The following is an 18,460-nucleotide window of genomic DNA, read 5'->3' on the forward strand; positions in this document are numbered from 1 at the left end:
AGAACGCGGCTCCTGAACGGCCGGCGAACGCTCAACGCGCTCGCCGGCCGTTTTGCGTTTGGGGTAGCGGGTGGCAGGATATGCCGAGCCGGGTTGGGCCGGATGGGTCTGCGTAGGCACCGATTCGGAAGCCGCGCAGCAGAATCGCCCGGAAAAACCAGAGCCCGGGAGTCGTTACACTGGCGGTTCACCTCCTGCGACCATTCTGTTCGCGCCTGCCCCGCCTAGATGACGACAACCTCCCCCTCCGCCCAGTTCTTCCCCGCCGGATTCGTGCCCACCGAGGAACAGACCAAGATCCAAACCTCGCGGAGCCGGACCAGCCTTGTCATCGCCAACGCAGGCGCCGCCAAAACCACCACCTTGGCGCTGCGCGTCGGCGAGGCTCTGACACGCGGCTTGCCGCCCGAAGACATTCTGGCGCTGACCTTCACGGACGAAGCCCGGCAGGTTCTGCAAACGCGTCTGGTGGAAGTCGGCATCGCCTACAACACGGCGCGGCGCGTCAATGTGCTGACCGTTGAAGAATTTGCGCAGCGCGTGTTGTCGAAAATCGAAGACGGCAAACCCGAGAGCCTGCCGACCACGCGCGAACAACAAAGCTATGCCTTGTATGCGCTGGAAAACGTCGCCATCAATCACGCGCAGTATGCGGACGAACTCGACATTCGCACCCACAACACCGCGGTCAGCCAGTTTCTGGATAATCTGCTGAAACTGAAAGCCACGATGATGTTGTCGCCCGACAATATCGCCGACCCCGAATACACCGCCAACAGCCTGGGCATTCCGCTGACGGATTTTCTGTGGGCCATCGAATATGAAAAGCAGCGCATCGACGTCTTCGGCTTCATCGACGCGCGTGGCTTCTTCGACGCCACGTACGACCTGGCCTGCCTGATACGCAACGGCGCCGACGCGCGCGACGTGCTGCCCGCGTACCGGCTGGTCTTGTGCGACGAGCTGCACGACATCAACGAGGCCTCGTTCTGCATTATCGAAGCGCTGCTAAGCGTGGGCATCACGTACTTCGTCGGCGTCGGCGACAAAGACCAGGTGATCTATTCGCACTTGGGCGCCGACGAATCGTTCCTGCAACACCGCATCGCGTCCAGCTTCCCCGACTGCGTAAGCTTCCCGCTGACGATGACCTACCGCCACGGCCCGCACCTGGCCTACGCGATGGAAGCCTTCAAACGTAAACCCGTCGATTCAAACCTGCCGTTGCGCACGGATATACACGAACGCCCCTACGCGCAGACCCCGGGCGCGTGCGGCGCCGAGGTCGTGCGCGCCGTGCTTCAGTGGAAGCAAGACCGTAAACCGCTGGACGGCTGCTGCATTCTGCTGCGCGATGCGCACCAATCCATCGAAATCGAAAACGCGCTGATGAACGCCGGTGTGCAATACCGCACCCTGACGATGAAGAGTTACCTGCTGCGCGAAGAAATCCTGTTCCTGCGCGGCATGATCGCCATCGCGCTTGACGACTTCCACCACGTCGCCACGCCCGCCACGCGCGAAGCCATCGTCGACGCGCTGACCACCTTTGCCGAAGTGCCGCTAACGCCGCAGGAATTGCGCGAGGCCCAAACCACGCTGGCCAAGGAGCCGTCCGCGCTCAAGCACTTTTTCACCGGCCAGATCCAACGCGTCGGCAGCCCGGCGGCGCGCGGCCGGATTTCTGACGCGGTGGCGCACTTGCGTGAAGTCTCCGCCGACTCCCCCGCCTTTGCCGCGCTGGAAAAAGTCCGCGAGCTGGTGGACATGGATAAGCTGGCAACGCGTCTGTACGTGCATCCGTACGAAGCCTCCGTCGTCACCAAGTCCGTCACCGGCTTCATCGCTTCCGCAAAAAGCTCCGGCAAAACGCTGCGCGAATTCTCAGAATGGATCGGCGCCGCCGAAGCCTTCGCGGGCGCCCGGCCCGGAAAGAACACGGTGCAGCTGGACTGCATCGCGAACGTCAAAGGCAAGGAATTCGACCACGTCATCCTGCCGTTCATGGACGCCGGAGAGTTCCCGAACCCGCTGCGGAAAGTGAGCGAGGAAGAAAACCTGTTCTACGTCGCCGCGACGCGTACGAAAGCACGGTTGACGCTGGTGTCCACGGAAGATGCGGCACAGCGCAGCGTGTTTATCGGGCAGATGCAGCTGGCGGGAATCCAAAGGCGGGCAGATACCGCCGTGCGCCGGAACATGGCGGCACCAGTGCAGGCGGTGGGCCATCGGGATTTGCGGGTCGCGTATGCGAATCGGGATGTAGTGAAGGCGCTGGGCGCGCAGTGGGATAAGACGAGAAAGGTCTGGTACGTGCCGAGCGGGATGGATCTGGAGGCGTTTCGGGAGTGGTTGGTGGAGTAGGTGTTGTTATCTTTTGTAAGATCTTCGCGCCTGTCGTAGCCCCCCGGACTCCGAGCCTCGTCCCGCTCCCGTTTATCATTACGGGGTAGTGAGCACGCTCAAATGCGTTACTCTCCCCTCCCCAATCACTCCCCCCTCCAGGAGCCCCACATGGCACAAGCCTCCGCCCGTCACATCCTCGTTTCCACCGAAGCCAAGTGCAACGAACTCAAGACCTCCATTGAAAACGGCGCTGACTTCGCTCAAGTCGCCAAGGAAAACTCCAGCTGCCCGTCGAGCCGTGACGGTGGCAATCTGGGTACGTTTGGCCCGGGCCAAATGGTCAAGGAATTCGATACCGTCGTGTTCAGCGCCCCGGTTGGCGTGGTCCAGGGTCCGGTGAAGACCCAGTTTGGTTATCACCTGGTTGAAGTGACCAGCCGCCAGGACTAAGTCCCGCCGCTGCACGCAAAAAAACCGCCGCCTGGGGTGACCCGGCGGCGGTTTTTTATTGTGTTTGCGATCACTGTTTGCGATCACTGTTTGCGATTGCTGTTTGCGATTGCTGCCCGCGCTTGCAATCCTCGCGCCAACGTCTCCGGCGCTATCCGTCCTTGCCCGTCATCACCCGATGCGCCAAGGCATCTGCGTCCAGCCCGGCGATATCCCGTTCGATGACCTTGACGCCGCCCTTCAGGATCGCCACACGATCCGCCAGCGCCACCACATCCGCCATGTTGTGGCTGATCAGGATCACTGTGCGTCCTTCTTCGCGCAGTTTGCGCACCAGGTTCAACACCAGCGCGGTTTCCTTGACGCCCAGGGCGGCGGTGGGTTCGTCCATGATGACGACGCGCGCGTCCCAGCGTAGGGCGCGGGCGATGGCGACGGCTTGGCGTTGGCCGCCTGACATGCGTTCGACGGGGCGGTCCATGTCTTCGATGGGTACCGACAGGCGCTGCAAATAGCCGCGCGCTTCTTCGGCCATGCGGCGCTTGTCCAGCACTTGGAACGGTCCCACGCGGCGCACGCGTTCCGCGCCCATGAAGACGTTTTCCCAGATGGACAGGCGCGGCGCCAGCGCCAAATCCTGGTAGATCGTCGCAATGCCCTGCACCAGCGCGTCGTGCGGCGAGCGGAACGCGACCGGCTTGCCGTTCAGGCTCAAGTTCCCGCCCGTTGGCGCTTGCGCCCCGGAGATGATGCGGATCAGCGTGGATTTGCCCGCGCCGTTGTCGCCGCAGATGGCCATCACCTTGCCTTCGGGCACGTCCAGGTCCACGCCCTTCAGGGCCTCAACAGCCCCATAGGACTTCCGAATCTGGCGAAGCGACAACGCGGCGGTCATGGTGGTCACGGTTTTGTCAGGGTTACTTGGCGGCGGGTTGCAGGAATTTCTGGACGTTGCTGGCATCGACCAGCACGGAATCCATGAACAGGTACGGGCCTGACGCCACCTTCTCTTTGGGTTCCTTCTTCACCACGATGCGGTCGATTGAGTCGATGGCGCTGGCGCCCAACTGCTCGAACGGGATCATCATCGTGGCCGTGATCAGGCTGTTGGGGTCGGCGATGCGGCGATAGGTTTCAGGGCCGCCGTCCACCGATACCAAGGTGATGTCGCCCTTCTTCATGCCTTGGGATTGCAGCAGGTCGTCGATGACATAGGCTTGCCCGTCAAACGATGCCCACACGCCTTTGAACTGGCCTTGATGGCGCAGAAACAGCGCCTGCATGCCGTTGCGCACGTCGTCGCGCCAGCTTTGAGTGCGGGCCATGCTGAACTTGGCCAGGTCTTTGACGGCGGTGTTTTCCGTGAGGACGGCGTCGAGCATCTTGCCGCGAATGCGGGTGCCGGAGTTGCCATCAAAGCGCGCGGACAGGATGTTGCCCTGGTAGCCCATCTTGCCCAGCAGATACAGCACCGACTGCGCGCCGGTGGCGTATTCGTTGACTTCCACGTCGAACAGCATGTGCGGGCTGGCGCCGGACATCACGCCGACAACGGGGATGCCTTTCTCTTTGGCGGCTTGCAGCTGGGCATCGGTTTCCACGGGCTTGCCCATGGCGATGACGATGGCGTCGACCTTCTTGTTGACGAGCGTATCCAGCTGTTCGGCCAGCTTGGGCAGTGAGCCTTCGGCGTTCAGTTGCGTCACGGTCCAGCCTTTGGCGCGGGCGGCTTCGGCCGCGGCGTTGGCGACACGGGCGTGCGTTTCGGACGACATCTGGAACGCGACGATGCCCACGTCAAAGGCGTGAGCGGCGCTGGCGGCCAGGGCCTGGACAGCAAACGCGCTGACAAGCAACGTGCGCTTAAGCAATGTCTTCATGGTGGTTTCCCCTTCGGATCAGAATTTGAAAGCCGCTTTCTTCAGCACGGCCGATGACACCGCGACGGACGCGATCATGATGAAGCCCAGCACGATGTCCTGCACGTAGTACGGCGCGCCCATCAGCACGAGGCCGTTGCCCAGCACCTTCAAGATCAGCGCGGCAACAAGCGTGCCGGGGATGTTGGCGTGGCCGGGGTTGAACATGGTCATGCCCAGCAGGACGGCGGCGATGGCGTACAGGAAGTAGTCGCCCGCCATGTTGGGCGCGGCGGACGACAGGCTGGACGTGAGCAGCACCGCGGCCAGGCCGGCGCACACGCCGGACAGCGCCAGGCCGATGCTTTTCATGGCGCGGATGTTGATGCCGGCCAGGCGCGCGGATTCCCCCGCTTCGCCCGTGGCCGTCATGCGCGCGCCGGTGCGCGTCCACTTGATCAGGAAGTAGGCGGCCAGCACGGTGCCCAGCATCCAGAGCACCAGTGCGGGGATGCCGAACGGTTTGGCGCGCGCCAGATCGGTGAAGGTGGCGGGCCAGCGGCCCACGTAAGACACGCCGTCGGTCAACATGAAGGCGAAGCCGCGCGCCATGGCCGCCATGCCTAGCGTCGCAATCAGTGAAGGGACGCGCAGTCGGGTCACGGCAATGCCGTTGACCAGGCCGCAGAGCAACCCGACGCCCAAGCCCGCTGCAACCGCCATCAACACGGGCTGGCCGGTATGCACCAGCGCGCCGGTGACGACGGCGGCAAGGCTCGCCACGTCGGCCACGGATAAATCCAGTTCAGCGGTGACCAGCGCCAGCGTGAAGCCGATGGCGATGATGGCCAGGAAGCTGGTTTCCTTGGCGATGTTCAGTAGATTGTTCGGCGCCGCGAAATTTTGCGCGGCGATTGCGAAGAAGCCCACCAGGACCAATCCTGCGATTGCCGTGCCGTACTTTTCCAGGATGCCGCGCATCGACTTGACCCTTGCTGCGTTGATTTTCGTTGTCGTGCAAGGGTTATCCACCACCTGCCGGGCGTTGGCGCCCTGATGGCGTAGCAGTTTATACCCGGGCGGCGGCCGGCAGGGGCGCGTTGCCACTGCGTGGACTTAGGGTTTTTACGGCAATCGCAACCCGGCCAAGGCGTGCGACACCGGGGTCAACGCCGCCTCAGCAGCGCGGAACTGGGCGTACAACGCGCGATAGGCGTCCCTGCGCGCGGCCTGCGGTTCGTAGCGATGGGCGGGCCGCACGAGTGCATCCTGCGCGGCGGCAAAGCTGCCGTAGCGGCCCAGCGCGGTCCAGGCGGCAACCGCCGCACCCACCACGCCCGGCTGTTCGGCCTGGCCCACGACGACGGCGCGTTCGCAGATGTCGGCCTTGACCTGGCACCACTGCGGGTTGGACGCCGCGCCGCCACCGAAACGAATTTCCCCGACCGCGCTGCCCAGCGCGGCTTCGGCGCGTTCCAGCACGGTGCGATTCAGGAAGGCCACGCCCTCAAGCACTGCCCACGCCAAGTCGCCCGGACCATGGCGCCGGTTCAGGCCAACGAAAGCGCCACGCAGATGTGGGTCCCAGTACGGCACGCGCTCGCCTTGCAGATAAGGCAGGAACAGCGCGGGCTGCGGATCTCGCGCCGCATTCAACAGCGCGTTCATGGCGTGGCCGACGCCCGCCATGCCGTCTTCACCCAAGCGCCCAAGCAAGGGCAGCAGCCATGCGATGGTGTCCGCGCCGTTCTGGCCCGGTCCGCCAATCTGGTGATTGCCGTTGCCCCAGTCAACCGTCATCAGCCCTTGCGCCTGCACCGGTTCAGCGCCCACCGCGCCAAACACTTCGGTGGTACCCGAGATGTTGTAGGCATAGCCCGCGCGCAGTGCGCCCAAGCCGGCCACGGCCGCCCAGGTGTCGTTGGAACACGCGACGACGCTGCGACCGGCCAGCCGCGCCAATGCCCCGGGCAAGCCGGGCTGGACGGCGGCGACGACCGCCAACGGGTCCAGCAGCGGCGGCACCCAGGCAGGGTCGGCGCCTAGCGCGGTCAACAGGTCAGGCCCGCCCGCGTGCGGCTGCGCGGCCGCTGCCAGCCGCGCCATCGACACGGTGTCGCTGGCGGCACGGCCCGTCAGCCGGAAGTTCAGATAGTCCTTGGGTTCCAGCACGACGCGCACGCGGGCGGCGTGTTGCGGCTCGGTGCGCAGCAACCACGCCAGGCGCGCCCAGGGGTGAAAGGCGTTGATCTGTTTGCGTTCGGGGTGATCGGCAGGGATGGCCGCCAGCCATTCGCCCACGTCCGCCGCCGTACGCGTGTCGCGCCATGTGATGGCCGGGCGGATGGCGGCGCCCTGCGCATCAACGAACACCTGCGTGCGCGTGACGCCGCAGATGGCGATGGCGGCAACGGCATCGAACGCCGCGCCCGCTTGCTCGGCCAAGGTGTTGGATAGGGTTTGCAGGCCGCGCCACCACGCGTCGGCGTCGATCTCGTCCCAGCCGGGCGGGCCGCCCGCGCCCGCCGGGCTGTCGATGAAGCAGGAATGCGCGATGCCGCCTGCCTCATCGACCAGCGCCGCCCGAAAGCGCGTGCCGCCTAGGTCCACGGCCAGCACATAGCCAGAGCCGGAGCCGGAGCCGGAGCCGGAAGAGGACGATTCGGAAGAAGCCGTGGAGACGATCGATGGGGCGGACATAGCCGGGAATTGTATTTCAGGGCGGACTGGCAGCGTGGATGTCGAGGTGGCGTTGGGGTGGCATCGAGACGATGTTGGGGCGATGCCGAGCCGACGGCCGGGGTGGCGTCGAGACGATGCCGAGGCGATGCCGGGCTGACGGCCGGCGTGGTATCGCTGCTGCGGCCGTCGTTGCGCCGCAGCACCGGAAACCCTATCAGTTGATAATTTCTGTTCAGGTGACAAGGGCAAGACCGTACGACAGAATGGGCCGCACCCGGAGGAGACAGCCGGGGCCCAAAAATAACATCACACGTCCAAGGCCCATGAAAAAAACCAAGAGCAATGTGATCATCACCTGCGCCATTACGGGGTCGGTTCATACGCCGTCGATGTCCCCGTATCTGCCGGTGACGCCGGACGACATCGCGCAGTCGGCGCTGGACGCCGCCGAGGCCGGCGCAGCCATCGTGCATCTGCACGCGCGCGACCCGCAAACCGGCAAGCCCACGCAAGACCCCGCGCTGTACGCGCAATTCTTGCCGCGCATCAAGGCTGCCAGCGATGTCGTCATCAACATCACGACGGGCGGTTCGCCCGTGCTGCCGGTCAGCGAACGCATGCTGCCCGCCACCCAATTCAAGCCCGAAGTGGCCTCGTTGAACATGGGGTCGATGAACTTCGGCATGTATGAATTGCTGGAACGCTTCCAGGAATTCAAGCACGACTGGGAACGCCCGTATCTGGAGTCCAGCAACGACTTGATCTTTCGGAACACGTTCAAGGACATCGAGCACATCCTGGCGTCCTGCAACGACAACGGCACGCGTTTTGAGATCGAATGCTACGACGTTGGCCATCTATATACGGCCGCGCACTTTGTGGACAAGGGCTTGCTGAAGCCGCCGTTCCTGATCCAGTCGGTATTCGGAATCCGCGGCGGTATCGGCACCCACCCCGAAGATGTAATGACGATGCGCCGCACGGCCGACCGGCTGTTTGGTGACGACTACGTGTGGTCAGTGCTGGCCGCTGGCCGCAAGCAAACGCCGCTTGCCACGATGTCGGCCACGATGGGCGGCAATGTGCGCGTGGGGCTGGAGGATTCGCTGTGGGACGGGCCGGGCGAATTGGCGCGCTCGAACGCGGACCAGGTACGGCGCATCCGCCGCATTCTTGAAGACCTGTCGCTGCGCATCGCCACGCCCGACGACGCGCGCGAGATCTTGCAACTGAAAGGCCGGAACAACGTGGCGTTTTGACCGCGCACCGACAACGATTCATACCCTAGCGGGGAGACAACATCATGAAGAACACCTTGAACGCGGCCGTGGCCGCCGCATTGCTGAGCCTGGGCGCGGCCGCCCACGCCGACGACAGCGTGATCCGCATCGGCTTCATCACCGATATGTCGGGCTTGTCGGCAGACGCCGATGGCCCCGGTGGCGCCGAAGCCATCAAGATGGCGGTGGCGGACATGGGCGGCGCCATCGACGGCAAAAAGATTGAAGTGCTGGTGGCCGACCACCAGAACCGCGCCGACATCGCGTCGTCGCGAGCGCGCGAATGGCTGGACCAGAAAGGCGTAGACATGCTGATCGCGGGCGCGAACTCGGCCGCCGCACTGGCCATGGCGAAGGTGGCCGAAGAAAAGAAGACGCCGTTCTTCGTGGTCAGCGCGGGTGCGTCGGAATTGACGAACGCGCAGTGCACGCCCTACACGGTGCACTACGTGTACGACACGGTATCGCTGTCGCGCGGCACGGCCCGCGCCATGCTCAAGGAAGGCAATAAGGACTGGTACTTCCTGACGGTGGACCACGCCTTCGGCCATGCGCTGGAGCGCGACGCGTCCGCCGTGGTGCAAGCCAATGGCGGTCAGGTGAAGGGCCGCGTGCGGCACCCACTGAACACGGCAGACTTCTCGTCATACATCTTGCAGGCGCAGGCGTCGGGCGCAACCGTATTGGGTTTGGCGAACTCCGCCAACGACACCAGCAACGCCGTGAAGGCCGCCGCAGAATTCGGGTTGACGCCCAAGATGAAGATCGCCGGCCTGCTGGTGCTGATCACCGACATCCACGCGCTGGGCCTGGCCGCCGCGCAAGACATGTACCTGACCACGGCCTGGTACTGGGACCAGGACGACGCGTCGCGCAAGTGGGCGGCGCGCTTTGAAGAGCGCATGAAGAAGAAGCCGTCGATGCTGCAAGCGGGCGATTATTCGGTCACCACTACCTATCTGAATGCGGTGAAAGCCACCGGCACGACCGATGGCGACACGATCATGAAGTGGGTAAAGAGCAACCCCGTGAATGACTTCTTCGTTCAGAACGCGACGGTCCGCGCAGACGGCCTACTGGTGCACGACATGTATCTGATGCAGGTGAAGAAGCCCGCGGAATCCAAGGGGCCGTGGGACTACTACAAGCTGATCGCGAAGATTCCGGGTGGCGACATCTACACGTCGCCACAGGAATCCAAGTGCCGCTTGATGACGCCCTGAGCCGGGTGCGCCCTCCGCGCCCTCCACACCCGCTTCGCACGCTGCCCCTGCCGCGCCCGACACACCTCTAGGAACACCCATGACCTCGCAAGACTTGACCGCCCTGCCGGTGGACCTGAGCGGCCGCCGCGTCATCATCACCGCCGGCGCATCAGGCATCGGCGCGGCGCTAGCCGATGCCTTTGCCGACCGCGGCGCGCGCGTGCATCTGTGTGATGTGGACGACGGCGCCTTGGCCCACTGCCGCCACGCCTGGAGCCGCGCCGACGTCAGCCGCCGCGACGACATCGACCGCTACATGCAGACCGCGCTAGCGCACCTGGGCGGGCTGGACGTGCTGGTGAACAACGCCGGCATTGCCGGCCCCACCGCCAGCGTCACCGACATTGAACCGGCCGACCTGAGCGCCACGCTCGACATCAACCTGGCGTCGCAGTTTCACACCGTGCGCCACGCCGTGCCCGCGCTGCGCGAAGCCGGTGGCGGCTCCATCATCAACATCAGTTCCGTGGCGGGCCGCATGGGGTTGCCCATGCGCACGCCCTATGCCGCGTCCAAATGGGGCGTGGTGGGGCTGACGCGGTCGTTGGCCGTGGAGCTGGGCACCTACGGCATCCGCGTTAACGCCCTGCTGCCGGGCTTGGTGGCTGGCCCGCGCATCGACCGCGTCATCGCCGCCCGGGCGCGCACCATGGGGCTCACGGTGGAAGAAGAAACCAAGCTGGAATTGGCGGGCGTCAGCCTTCGGCAATTCGTAAGCGCCGCCGATATCGCGAACATGGCCCTGTTCCTGGCCAGCCCATTTGGCGCGATGATCAGCGGGCAAGCCATCAGCATCGACGGCGATCTGCAATCGCTGCCGTGGCAGCCGCCGGCGGACTGACGCGCGGCGTGCTACCCGATCAGCTGGATCGTGTCCGCAAAAACGCCCGCCCGGCGCGCTTGCGCGGTGGCGTGCAGCGCGCCCAACAAACGCTCAGCCAGTTCCTGGTTTTGCGCCTCTCTGCGGGTGATCAACACGAACTCGAACCACTGCCGCGAGGTGAGCGGCAGCGCGACGATGTCGGGATAGACGGACGCAATATCCGACGCCGACAACGCATTGACCAGGCTGATGCCTTTCACGGCGCGCACCGTTCCCGGCACCAAGGTCATGTGCGCTTGCATGCTGGAATCCAACGCTGCGGTATCACCAATGTCGCCCTGCGCGACCACGTAATCGGACCACAGCGGCTTCACGAACGACTCCGGTGAAATATCCGCTACCGCAATCGCCCCGCGCTGCGCCAGGGGATGCTCGCGGTGCACGATAGCCATGACGTCGGTGCGCAGAAAAGGCGTGAAGTTCAGACGCGGGCTGTCGCGCCCGACCGCGCCCAGGCCAAAGTCAGCCCGCATGGTTTCGACTGCGCTGATCACCTGCACCGACGATTCCACGTCCACCGAGAAGGGCCGCTTGCCATGTTCATCCACATAGCGCTTCACGGCCTCGGGCGCATACACCAGGGCCAGCGCAGGCGAGGACGCAATACGCAAACCGCGCCCGCCAAACTGCTCGATGCTGTGCAGCGCTTCGTCGATACGCACCAGCTCGTCCAGCACGAACTTCGCTTCGGTGTAGAGATATTGCCCGGCTTCCGTGGGCCGCAGGGTCTTGTGCGAGCGGTCAAACAACTGCACGCCCGTGGCGCTTTCCAGCCGCGACACGGCATGGCTGATCGCGGGCTGTGTCAGGCTCATCACCTGCGCGGCCTGACGCGTCGAACCGGTCATGACGACCGTATAGAAGATGCGCAGATCGTGGATATTGAAATTGCGCTTCATACCCCTACTTCGCCACGCGTTCAATTTCTGGCGACACCCACTTTCCGCTCAGCAAATCCGGCTTCGGCCAGTAATACCGCATCGTCACCATGAATGGGCCATCGGGCGCGGGCAGCCAATTGGATTCCTTGCCCTTGCCCGGCGATTGCGCCTGGATGTAAAGCGTCAACCCGCCGTCCGGGTCTTTCTTCAGCGACGGCAGCATGGGCGAATTGATCAGATATCGATTGATGGCGTTCGGCGCCAGCAACTGTTCGGGCAAGCGATACATCGTCATGGACCAGAACGCGTTGACGGGCGGCAGGCTGCGTGGCGCAAAACGCAATGTGTACGCGTACTTGCCATCCAGCTCCTGACCGCGGCTGTCTTTCTCCAGCACGGGGTATAGCGCCTCTTCGCGCGAGTTGGCGCCGATGCCCACTTGCGTACCGGTCGCGCGCGCCAGGTAGTTGTTTTTCAACGTGCTGCGGTCGCCAAACAGCGTGTCGGTTTTGCCGCCGAGCGCCGTGCGGTTCTTGTCGATATCGTTTTGCGCCGTATGCATGCCTTCCCGCAGCGCGCGGCGCAGCCGGGGGTCCAGGCTTTCCGCCTTGTAAGGCTCGCCCGGCCGGATGCCGATGCTGGCAAAGCGTTCGCGCAGCCATTTCTCGGTAGGATGCGTGGGCGCAAATTGCATCAGAAAGGCCAGCTGGTTATAGAACTCCAGCGACGTGCGCATCTCACCAGGCGGCACCGGAGGTATCCACTCAACGGCCGCAGGCGCTGGCGGCGCGGGCCGCTGGGCAAAGGTCGATAGCGGCTGAATCTTGTAGCGCGACTGGATGCGTTTGACGTTTTCAAGGTCGGCCGCGTTGAACAGCTGCGTGCGGCCCACCATGTTGACGAGTTCCGTTTCGGACTTGATCACCTTGGTAATGCCTGCCGGTACCTTACCGTTCCAGCGCGGACCCGCGATCAGGAAATTGCCACCGCCGTTACCCGTGCTGCGGCTGCCGATATACGCAAAATTGTACGTATACAGATCCATCAATTGCAGAACAAAGTAGCGCCGCTTTTCCATCGGCGGCACGCTGATGACGACGGGCTCCGCCCGCAGATCCAGCACGGCGAATGAATACGGCGTGTCGGAATTCGGCGTGACAAAGGCCGTGTCTTCCGGCGTGAACACGCGCGCAATGTTGTTGACCGTGTTGAACGGCCCCTTGTACTGCGGGTTGCTCTTGTCGATGCTGAACGCATACATGGTCTGGTAGCTGGCGACCATGGGCGTGCCATACAGATAGGCTTCGCTGGCGATGCTGCGCGCTTGTTGCGCCGTGACGCCATGGATACCGACCGACTGCGACCCCGTGGCCTCGTCGGGCGACGTGAAGCTGCACCCGGCCAGCCCTGCCGTCAGGCCGGCGGCAACCACGGTGGCGGTGAGCCAACGCGCAGGCGCGCGTCGTGCAAGGCAGGAAAATCCAGTGATACTCTGGCGGTCGCGCATGGTTTGCTCCAACACGGTCAAGATGTTGGCAACGCCCAGGTGGCGGCAGCGTCGCAGGCAAGGCAGAATTTCCGGGGACGATTCTGGCATATTTCCCGGCAATGAAGAAGAAAGGGTGTGGCGCGCGCGCCGCATCAGCGCACTGAAACGTCCGGCAGGGCGTCCGCGCGCGGTACAACCCCACGTTGCGACCCCGCTTTGCAATCCCGCTTTGCAGCCCCGCATTGCAATCCCTCAGGTACATCATGCAAGACGACGACTCCGCCCGCCCCACCGTCCCGGACACCAATGTGCGGGCGTCTTCCTACTACGTATTGCAGGCGCAGCACGTGTGCAAGCAATGTGGGCAGGCCACGCCGGTGTTCGCGCTAGCCGTGCCGCCCGGCTATGAAAGCACCGAAGCCGACAGCGAGCTGGACGAAAACGAAGACAGCCTTGGCCTGGCGCCGGGGGATTTTCACGACTGGCTGTTCCGCCCTGAGGCATGGCAGACGATACCCGGCCCGGCCTTGCTTTCCCAGGTCTACATGCTATCGGCGGATGTCGCATTGACCTTGCAAAGTCTGGCGCCAGCATTGCGTCAGGATGCCACGCAACAAGAACAATGGACCAACTTCTGCGAGCATTGCGGCAGCGCGGTGTGGGAAGGCGGGCTGTACCCGACCCCGGGTCAGCCCTTTTGCCCGAAGGACGATGCCGCCGCCGCGCAGATCACCGTGCACACCGTTGACGCGCCGTTCGATGGCTACGCCCGCATGATCTGGACAGACGGCTATCGGAATAAGTGGCCGTTGTTCAAACGGCTGGGCGTGGCGTGCAGCGAGGGGGAATGATTGCTGGCGCGTCTGGCGGCGGCAATCGGCCGCCGCTAACGCATCCCATGCTTACGCGTCGACTTCCTGCGCTTGCTCCGTCAGGTTTTCCAGGTGATGCAACGGAATGGCGACGATGGCGCTTTCCGAGGCGCTCGCGTCGGTCGTCAGATGCTGGATCAGATCCACCGTGGTCGAGCGGCGCGTCAGCATCAGGCAGGTGACCTCGCCATCGATAACGCGCGTCGCATGCCAGCACCCCGGCCGCATGCAGATGCCCTGCCCTTGCGGCACGCGAAACGCGGCAAGCGTGGCCAGATCGGGGCTGCCATCCGCGGCGCTCTGCGCCACCACTTGAATGATCTCGCCGGTCAGCGGCACGATGGCCTGCTGCGTCAGCAAGTGCTTTTCCAGATTCGTGATTTCCGTGGACGGGCTGCGATAGTTCACCCACAACAGTTCGGCATCACCGCCCGCGCCCGTGTTGAACACATGCTCCTGCCAAAAATCGGTGGCAGGGTTCGAGAACAACGGTACGCCGTTGCCGTCCGGCATCGGCTTGCCCAGCATCCAGCCGTACGCGGTAAAGGCGTCGGGTGTCAGAACATTGACTTCCAATTGCTTGTTGCTTGTCATGCGGAACCCTGTGATGGCTTGGGCGAAGCGCCGCGTTTCGGAAATTCGGCGTCGTAGTCGAAATCGCCGCGGGCAATGGCTTCCAGAATGGCTGCGCGCCGATCCGCAGCGCGCTTGAGGTTGGCGGCCGTGGGTTTGACGCGGATGCGCTCGACGCAGTGCCGGCCTTCAAAAAAGAAGCCGATCTCGATCGACGATTCCGACGCGGGCCTGACCCCATCGAACCCCTGGCTCATCGCCTTTCCCGTGGTGATTGCTGATGGGCGACATGATATCGCTTCAACGTGACGGGTGTAACCCTGGGTTGAAGTCAGGGCGCGCTGCGGGATTCAAGGTCCATTGCCTCGGGCCATATGACCCGAGGCGCCCAGCGCAACGCCAGGTTGTACGCGGGCACATCGTTCGCGTCCCGTGGTTCGATGTCGCAAGGCGGCAAGGCTTGCGGGCCTTGCTGCATATAGGTGCAGACGTAGGCCCAGAGGTTGTCAAGATCGTGGTTGTAGGTGCTGAGGTGGAAGCGTTCGATGACGTCATTCGTGCCGGGTTTGACGATGGCAATCGATACGCCCCACTTGATCATCAAACCGCCGCCAGTGGTAGCGCCCCATTGTTCCCAGACTTCTGCGCGGACATCGTCCCAGGGGTAGCTGGCCGTGGTGACGTACCAGCGAGTGAAGGGGTTCCACCAGACCATGTGGAAGCCGTAGACGTAGATGCGGCGGCGGGCGCGGTTGAAGCGGATGGGGAGGTCGCGTGGAGGCAGGACATCAGCCTTCACAAAGAGAAAGACCGAATAGCATCCGATCAAAAAAGTCGCGCACATCCAAATTATTAAACCTATCCAAGACTGACTAGGTCCCGAAGTGATTGCGTGTCCTATTGCATCAGGTATACGGAAAACGAGACCAAACAGCGGAGGGCACAAGAAAACCGGCGTCAGCACGAGCAGGCCTCGCACCGCCGAGGATCGTCGAGAAAGTTCCAGATACGTGTCGTCCAGATAGTTTGGGGCGCATTCATGCAGTGCCGGAGCCACTTCCGGCGGCGCGTTCGGACCCGGAAGATCACGCTTCCAACCGGCGCATGGCGGATTGAGCTGGGGCTTGATCATGACGCGTCCTCCGTCACGCCGAGACGTGGCCGCAGCGGACAAGGTCGCCCTTGTCAGTGACAAACAACAATTCCCTCGTCAGCGTCATTGCCCCGGCCCCTCCAGCACTCGTGATCCTTCGCTAGACCTCGACTCCCAATCCATCGCTTTCGGCCACTCCACCCGAGGCGCCCAGCGTAATGCCAAGTTGTACGCCGGCACATCGTTCGCATTGCGCGGTTCGATGTTGCAAGGCGGCAAGGCTTGCGGGCCTTGCTGCATGTAGGTGCAGACGTAGGCCCAGACGTTGTCGAGGTCGTGGTTGTAGGTGCTGAGGTGGAAGCGTTCGATGACGTCATTGGTGTTGGGTTTCACGATGGCAATCGATACGCCCCACTTGATCATCAAACCACCGCCAGAGGTGGCACCCCATTGTTCCCAGACTTCCGCGCGGACGTCGTCCCAGGGGTAGCTGGCTGTGGTGACGTACCAGCGAGTGAAGGGGTTCCACCAGACCATGTGGAAGCCGTAGACGTAGATGCGGCGGCGGGCTCGGTTGAAGCGGATGGGGAGATCGCGGGGTGGGGAGACGTCGAAGCGATAAGCAAGATAGGCCGTCGTGGAGAGTATTCCGAAGAACAGCAGCTCTGTCACTATGGAGTCAAAGCTGAGTTCAACCCCTCCTCGACTCAAGAGAATAAGTGGTCGCCTTGCTAGAAAATATGCGCAAAGTGGCACAAACAAGAGCAGCAAACCGCGAATATTGGACGAACGCCTCGATAGTTCCATATATATTTCATCAACATGATTGGGCGCGTCCTCCCGCAGCGTTGCCGCAACTTCGGTCGGATCATTAGGTCCCGGTAGATCGCGTTGCCATCCTGCGCAGGGCGGATTGAGTTTTGATCTGGCCATTACGCTTCCTCGGTCATGCTGATGCGGGCTTCGCCGGTAAGACCGTCCTTGGCAGGCGCAATAGTGGCTGCTCTCATCACCATCCTTGCCCCCTGCCCTCCAACGCTCCCGAATCTCCGCTGGATCGCGACTCCCAATCCATCTCTTCCGGCCACTCCACCCGAGGCGCCCAGCGCAACGCCAGGTTGTACGCGGGCACATCGTTCGCATCCCGTGGTTCGATGTCGCAAGGCGGCAAGGCCTGCGGGCCTTGTTGCATGTAGGTGCAGACGTAGGCCCAGAGGTTGTCAAGATCGTGGTTGTAGGTGCTGAGGTGGAAGCGTTCGATGACGTCATTCGTGCCGGGTTTGACGATGGCGATCGAAACGCCCCACTTGATAATCAAACCGCCGCCCGAGGTCACGCCCCATTGCTCCCAGACTTCTGCACGGACATCGTCCCAGGGGTAGCTGGCTGTGGTGACATACCAGCGGGTGAAGGGATTCCACCGGACCATGTGGAAGCCGTAGACGTAGATGCGGCGACGGGCGCGGTTGAAGCGGATGGGGAGGTCGCGGGGCTGGGTAATCTCAAGCCGGTACAGGAGCACGGTGGTCCATGCGCAAAGGGCAATGGTAAATAGGGAAAGCAAGACCGTGGTCAAGTCATCAAAATTGAATGCGACAACGTCCCGATTCAGAACGGAAACAATAATCCTAGGCCCGCCGATCACCGCCCAATAAACGGTAAAGACAATGCCGAACAGTAGAACCCCACGTATGCTGGATGAGCGTCGAGACAGCTCCATGTAAATACCATCTATGTGATTCGGCGCATCTTCCCGCAGGCTAGGCAGAGCCTCGGGAGGATCGTCTGGCCCAGGCAAATCTCGTTGCCACCCAGGACAACGCGGCATGAGTTTGGCTTGGGCCATTAGGCTTCCTCGGTCATGCTGATGCGGGCATATCCGGAAAGGTCTTCCCTATCTGGCCAGAAGGTGATTTCGATGGTCGCGCTTTTAATGCTGTGTAAGGGGCCGAGCCAATATCGGCAGCTCAGGACGGGAAGCTCCTGGGTTGGTAAACGCTGACCGTTCGCAGTCAGATGTCTGAAATCACCCAACGGGGGAGCCCTGTCATGACTGTTGTGATTCATCGCCGCAAGCACGTCGTCAGTCAATAATGGAGTACGCCGTCCACTTCTTTCGACGCCAAATCGCTGTACAAGCAGCTTGAATTCAAAGCGCGACAACGTGGGATCGAAACCAGGAAGCACAATTCGATACCCTAGCTCAGTGCCCGACTCAACGCCACCTGTTGCCTTAATGTCCAAAATGTCCGCCGTTAATAGTTGGTCGGCATCCATGACGCGTTTAGCGGTACGAAACCCGACGTTTGCGTCCATGCCGAGCACTGCGGCGTTCAACGCTGACATCGCCGCGTCCATTTGATCGGGGCTCCCCCAACGGACATCTCCGGCACCCCGCCCGAAGTAAGAACGCCGCGCCCACAGTTCCAGGCTGTCTGATTCCAGATCTCTGGCTATCTTCCCTATGGCAAAAGCGATTAGTCCCAACACTATTCCAATCCCCAGCGTCCCCAACAATGCGCCCCCAGTCATCGCACCGTGAACACTGAATATCGCTCCAACAATGGAGATTGAACCGCTAATACTGTGCTTCTCGTCAGCACGTTCATCACCCACGCCTTTAGCTCGATTCGCCGCCGCAAAACTCCCCACCCCATCCGCCACCCCTCCCAACGCCGCTATCACTCCCCCTGCCTTGATCAGCGTCTTCCCCATCCCAATCGCCCTGGCCACGGCCCCACCTTCTACCGCCGCCACCCGTCGCATGAACGGCTGTACGCTCTCCGC

Annotated in this window: 18 protein-coding genes; 6 read left to right on the forward strand and 12 right to left on the reverse strand. The window is 62.8% G+C overall.

The window, feature by feature from the left end:
• Positions 1–228: 228 nt before the first annotated feature.
• Positions 229–2,364, forward strand: a complete 2,136-nt coding sequence (locus tag HV765_RS22735) for an ATP-dependent helicase (RefSeq protein ID WP_175171026.1) — start codon at positions 229–231, stop codon at positions 2,362–2,364.
• Positions 2,365–2,514: 150 nt separating this feature from the next.
• Positions 2,515–2,796, forward strand: coding sequence for a peptidylprolyl isomerase (locus tag HV765_RS22740; protein WP_054427504.1), 282 nt, complete (start codon positions 2,515–2,517; stop codon positions 2,794–2,796).
• A 151-nt stretch (positions 2,797–2,947) separates the two neighbouring features.
• Here the strand turns inward: HV765_RS22740 and HV765_RS22745 are convergent, their stop codons facing one another.
• The 4 genes from HV765_RS22745 to HV765_RS22760 all read right to left on the reverse strand — a co-directional run bounded on the left by HV765_RS22745 (position 2,948) and on the right by HV765_RS22760 (position 7,355).
• The gene (locus HV765_RS22745) at positions 2,948–3,691 is read right to left on the reverse strand and encodes an ATP-binding cassette domain-containing protein (RefSeq protein ID WP_054427599.1); all 744 of its coding nucleotides are present in this window, start codon (positions 3,689–3,691) and stop codon (positions 2,948–2,950) included.
• Between the two features lie 22 nt (positions 3,692–3,713).
• On the reverse strand, positions 3,714–4,676 hold the full coding sequence (locus HV765_RS22750; protein ID WP_175171027.1) for a sugar ABC transporter substrate-binding protein: 963 nt from the start codon (positions 4,674–4,676) through the stop codon (positions 3,714–3,716).
• Between the two features lie 18 nt (positions 4,677–4,694).
• Positions 4,695–5,636 carry an ABC transporter permease gene (locus HV765_RS22755; RefSeq protein WP_054427502.1) on the reverse strand — a complete coding sequence of 314 codons (942 nt, stop codon included), beginning with the start codon at positions 5,634–5,636 and terminating at the stop codon, positions 4,695–4,697.
• A 144-nt stretch (positions 5,637–5,780) separates the two neighbouring features.
• Entirely contained in the window at positions 5,781–7,355 is a 1,575-nt protein-coding gene (locus HV765_RS22760) for a xylulokinase (RefSeq protein ID WP_175171028.1), read from the reverse strand.
• Positions 7,356–7,660: 305 nt separating this feature from the next.
• On the opposite strand from HV765_RS22760, the gene kce reads away from it, so the two are divergent.
• The 3 genes from kce (at position 7,661) to HV765_RS22775 (ending at position 10,723) form a co-directional block, all read left to right on the forward strand.
• A complete protein-coding gene (kce, locus tag HV765_RS22765) occupies positions 7,661–8,596 on the forward strand; it encodes a 3,5-dioxohexanoate:acetyl-CoA acetone transferase (protein WP_054427501.1) in 936 nt (311 codons plus the stop codon).
• Positions 8,597–8,640: 44 nt separating this feature from the next.
• Positions 8,641–9,840, forward strand: coding sequence for an ABC transporter substrate-binding protein (locus HV765_RS22770; RefSeq protein WP_175171029.1), 1,200 nt, complete (start codon positions 8,641–8,643; stop codon positions 9,838–9,840).
• 79 nt (positions 9,841–9,919) lie between these two features.
• Entirely contained in the window at positions 9,920–10,723 is an 804-nt protein-coding gene (locus HV765_RS22775) for an SDR family oxidoreductase (RefSeq protein WP_054427499.1), read from the forward strand.
• Between the two features lie 11 nt (positions 10,724–10,734).
• Here HV765_RS22775 and HV765_RS22780 read toward each other — a convergent pair whose 3' ends face one another.
• Positions 10,735–11,664 (reverse strand): LysR family transcriptional regulator, encoded by a 930-nt coding sequence (locus HV765_RS22780; RefSeq protein WP_054427498.1) that lies wholly within the window; start codon positions 11,662–11,664, stop codon positions 10,735–10,737.
• A gap of 4 nt (positions 11,665–11,668) precedes the next feature.
• A complete protein-coding gene (locus HV765_RS22785; protein WP_175171030.1) occupies positions 11,669–13,153 on the reverse strand; it encodes a DUF1254 domain-containing protein in 1,485 nt (494 codons plus the stop codon).
• Between the two features lie 245 nt (positions 13,154–13,398).
• On the opposite strand from HV765_RS22785, the gene HV765_RS22790 reads away from it, so the two are divergent.
• The gene (locus tag HV765_RS22790) at positions 13,399–13,986 is read left to right on the forward strand and encodes a hypothetical protein (RefSeq protein ID WP_175171031.1); all 588 of its coding nucleotides are present in this window, start codon (positions 13,399–13,401) and stop codon (positions 13,984–13,986) included.
• Between the two features lie 51 nt (positions 13,987–14,037).
• Here the strand turns inward: HV765_RS22790 and HV765_RS22795 are convergent, their stop codons facing one another.
• The 6 genes from HV765_RS22795 to HV765_RS22820 form a co-directional block, all read right to left on the reverse strand.
• Entirely contained in the window at positions 14,038–14,601 is a 564-nt protein-coding gene (locus tag HV765_RS22795) for an ureidoglycolate lyase (RefSeq protein ID WP_054427496.1), read from the reverse strand.
• On the reverse strand, positions 14,598–14,837 hold the full coding sequence (locus tag HV765_RS22800) for an Arm DNA-binding domain-containing protein (RefSeq protein WP_054427495.1): 240 nt from the start codon (positions 14,835–14,837) through the stop codon (positions 14,598–14,600). Before HV765_RS22800 ends, HV765_RS22795 begins: the two co-directional genes overlap by 4 nt.
• Before the next feature lie 74 nt (positions 14,838–14,911).
• On the reverse strand, positions 14,912–15,424 hold the full coding sequence (locus HV765_RS32250; protein WP_175171032.1) for a DUF6708 domain-containing protein: 513 nt from the start codon (positions 15,422–15,424) through the stop codon (positions 14,912–14,914).
• Between the two features lie 372 nt (positions 15,425–15,796).
• Positions 15,797–16,606: a DUF6708 domain-containing protein gene (locus HV765_RS31920; protein ID WP_254600686.1), complete on the reverse strand. Its 810-nt coding sequence runs from the start codon at positions 16,604–16,606 to the stop codon at positions 15,797–15,799.
• Positions 16,607–16,682: 76 nt separating this feature from the next.
• Complete coding sequence (locus HV765_RS31925; RefSeq protein WP_254600687.1) at positions 16,683–17,519, reverse strand: DUF6708 domain-containing protein; 837 nt, start codon at positions 17,517–17,519, stop codon at positions 16,683–16,685.
• Positions 17,519–18,460: hypothetical protein (locus tag HV765_RS22820; RefSeq protein ID WP_217483383.1), on the reverse strand; the 942-nt coding region annotated here is incomplete at its 5' end. The genes HV765_RS22820 and HV765_RS31925, both read right to left, overlap by 1 nt.

The sequence above is a fragment of the Achromobacter kerstersii genome (assembly GCF_902859595.1).
GTDB classification, from domain to species: Bacteria; Pseudomonadota; Gammaproteobacteria; order Burkholderiales; family Burkholderiaceae_B; genus Achromobacter; species Achromobacter kerstersii.